The following is a 3052-nucleotide window of genomic DNA, read 5'->3' as shown; positions in this document are numbered from 1 at the left end:
TGGGCGCCCGCCACCCCGATCTGGTCAAGCTGACCCAGCAGCTCAACCAGACGCGCCGCGAACGCGCGATGGAAGTCGCCAAGATCGTGCAGGGGCTGGAGAGCCGCGCCAACGAGGTCCGCGCCCGCGAGCGGAGCGCGCAGGCCGAAATCGACAGCCTGAGGCAGGAAGCCAACCTGAGCGGCCGCGGCGCCGACGAACTGGCCCAGCTTCAGCGCGCCGCCGACGGCAAGGCGCTTCAGCTCGAGGCGCTGGAACAGCGCTTCAAGGAAGCGACCAGCCGGATCGACCTGGATCAGGCCGGAGCCCGCATCGTCACCTCCGCCAGGGCGCCGCTGGAGCCGTCGCATCCCAACAAGCCGCTGTTCCTCGCGGTCGCGGCCCTGGGTTCGATGCTGCTCGCCATGACGCTGGCGATCCTCTACGACCACCTGACGCCCGGCTTCCGCTCGGCCCGCGAGATCAAGAACGAGCTTGGGCTGAAGATGCTGGGAGCGGTGCCCAAGGTTCGCCTGAGCGGCCAGAGCATCGCCGACCAGGTCCTGCTCAAACCGCTCGAGCCGTTCGCCGAAGCGATCCGGACCATCATCACCGGGCTTACCCACGAGCGGCCCGCCGGGGGCAGGGCCAAGCTGGTCCTCGTCACGTCCTCGGTGCCGGACGAAGGCAAGACCTCCCTCGCCATCGCGGTCGCCCGCACGCTGACGCTCAGCGGCCTACGGGTCCTGCTGCTGGACTGCGATCTCCGCCGCCCGTCCGTGGGTGCGGCCTTCCGGTTCGGCAACGCGGTCGGTCTGGTGGAATGCATCGAGAAGGGCGTCAGCCTGGAAGAGGCGATCCGCGTGGACGAGGCTACCGGCCTGGACGTCATGCCCGCAGGACGCGGCATCCAGAACCCGCAGCGCTTCTTCGCCTCGTCCTCCGCCGTGGGCGGTGCGTTGCAGCGGCTGATGATGAACTACGATTTCATCGTGATCGACAGCCCTCCCGTCATGGTCGCTTCGGACGCGGCCCTGATCGCCAGGGGCTGCGACAGCGTGCTCTACGCGGTGGAGTGGGAGAAGACCCCGCGCAGCGCCGTCAAGGCCGGCATCGAAAGCCTGACAGCGCTGGATATCGCGGTGGCCGGAATCGTGCTGACCAAGGTCGATTACTCCAAGCAGCGCTATGCGGGCGACATGTCTGCCTATGCATACCGCTACAAGGACTATCACAACATTCCCGCATAGGAGCGTCGAATGCCGGCCAATAGACCGGAACGAACGCAAGTGGAACAGGACCGCCAGCTTTTTCTGATCTGGAAAAGCTTTCAGCGCAGGCCGGAAACACTGGCCTCTTACTTCGGCATCAAGGTTGAGTATGTAACGAGCGGATTTTCGTCAAAAGCCCTCAAAGGGCTGGACTATCTGGTCAAGAGCGCAAAGACGCTGGGCCTGCTCCACCGGGAACGCCCCGACGTCGTCTGGGTGCAGTCGCCGCCAAGCTTCATTCCGCATCTGGTGCTGGCGTGGCGCCGCGTCATGGCGCCGTCGATGGTCGTGATCATCGACTGCCACAACGCGGTGATCCGTCCGCCGTGGTCGAAGGTGCCGTTCCATGGCTGGTCGCTGCGGTCGGCCGACCTCAGCATCGCCCACAACGCCGACGTGGTCGGGCCGCTGACGGCGCTGGGCGCACCCGCCGGCCAGGTGATGGTGCTGGAGGACCGCAGCGCCGGCCTGTCCGAAGGACCGGCAGCACCGTCCGAGCGGAAGCCCGGAGTTAAGCCGCTGGTGCTGGTGCCGTGCTCCTTCGCCAAGGACGAGCCGATCGAACAGCTGCTGGAGGCGGCGCGGCGGACGCCCGGCGTCCGCTACGTCGTCACCGGCAACCCGAAGAAGGCTCATGAAGGGCTGGTCGCCGGGGCGCCGCCGAACGTCGAGTTCCCGGGGTTCATATCCAAACGGGACTTCGATGCCCTTCTTCACGGCTGCGACCTGCTGGTCGGCCTGACGACGCTGGAAGGAGTCCAGCTGTCGGCGGCCAACGAAGGGGTGGCGGCCGGCAAGCCGATGGTGCTCAGCCACACGGAAACACTGCGCTCCCTGTTCGCGGGGGGCAGCGTCTTCGTCGATCCGCTGGATGCGGGATCGATCGCGAACGGAGTGGAGGACGCGCTCGGCCGGTGGGCGCAATTGGAAACCGGCATGCGGGAACTTCGTCTCAAGCGTGATGAGCGGTGGCTCAAACAGGCAAGGGAGGTGAACGCCTTCATAGCTAGAGCAAAGAAAGTGCGGAAAGCTCCGGAAAAGCCGGTAAGCCAAGTGCTTCCCGCACAGATCAAACAAGGGGACTGATGATGTCGACGCGGGTTTCCAAGCAGCAGCGGTCAGTGCTGATCATCGTTGAAAACCTCCCGGTCCCTCTCGACCGCCGGGTATGGATCGAGGCGCGTACCTTGAGCGCCGCAGGGTATCAGGTCATCGTCTGCTGTCCGCGCAGCGACAAGCACCCCGAACCTTACGAGTTCCTGGAGAACGTCCATATCTACCGGCATCCCTATCCGACCGAGGGCGTCGGGCTGTGGGGCTATCTGGTGGAATACAGCTCCGCCCTGTTCTGGCAGTTCCTGCTGGCGTTCCGCATCCTGTTCAAGCACGGGTTCGACGTCATCCAGGCGTGCAATCCGCCGGACACGATCTTCATCGTCGGCGGCTTCTTCAAATACGTCTTCGGCAAGAAGTTCATCTTCGACCACCACGACCTGTCGCCGGAACTCTACGAGGCCAAGTTCCAGAAGAAGGGACCGCTCCATAAGATCCTTCTCAAGCTGGAGCGGCTGACGTTCCGGACCGCCGACGTCGTCATCTCGACCAACGACAGCTTCCGCAAGATCGCCGAGACGCGCGGGTCGGTGCCGTCCGACCGCATCTTCATCGTCCGCAGCGGTCCCGACCTGAACCGCTTCCGCCTGGAAGCGCCGGTCGAGTCCTGGAAGAAGGGCCGCAAGTACATGGTCTCGTACCTGGGCGTGATGAACGACCAGGACGGCATCGACTACCTGCTCGAAGCC

General features: G+C 64.9%; 3 protein-coding genes. All 3 read left to right on the top strand.

What is annotated here, in order from left to right; translation table 11 throughout:
• A partial coding sequence (locus AC5JJ6_RS06480) for a polysaccharide biosynthesis tyrosine autokinase (protein ID WP_496041254.1) occupies positions 1–1229 on the top strand: 1229 nt, incomplete at its 5' end.
• Between the two features lie 9 nt (positions 1230–1238).
• On the top strand, positions 1239–2336 hold the full coding sequence (locus AC5JJ6_RS06475; RefSeq protein ID WP_496041253.1) for a glycosyltransferase: 1098 nt from the start codon (positions 1239–1241) through the stop codon (positions 2334–2336).
• Between the two features lie 35 nt (positions 2337–2371).
• Positions 2372–3052, top strand: a 681-nt coding sequence (locus AC5JJ6_RS06470) for a glycosyltransferase (protein WP_496041252.1), incomplete at its 3' end; no start/stop codon positions are given.

The organism is Skermanella sp., from assembly GCF_059503625.1.
The sequence above is the reverse complement of the archived record's forward strand: the minus strand, read 5'-3'. Positions and strand labels throughout refer to the sequence as shown.

Bases quoted from the DNA above. Each gene is read 5' to 3' on its own strand.
- AC5JJ6_RS06475 (WP_496041253.1), top strand. From the start codon at position 1,239: ATGCCGGCCAATAGACCGGAACGAACGCAAGTGGAACAGGACCGCCAG.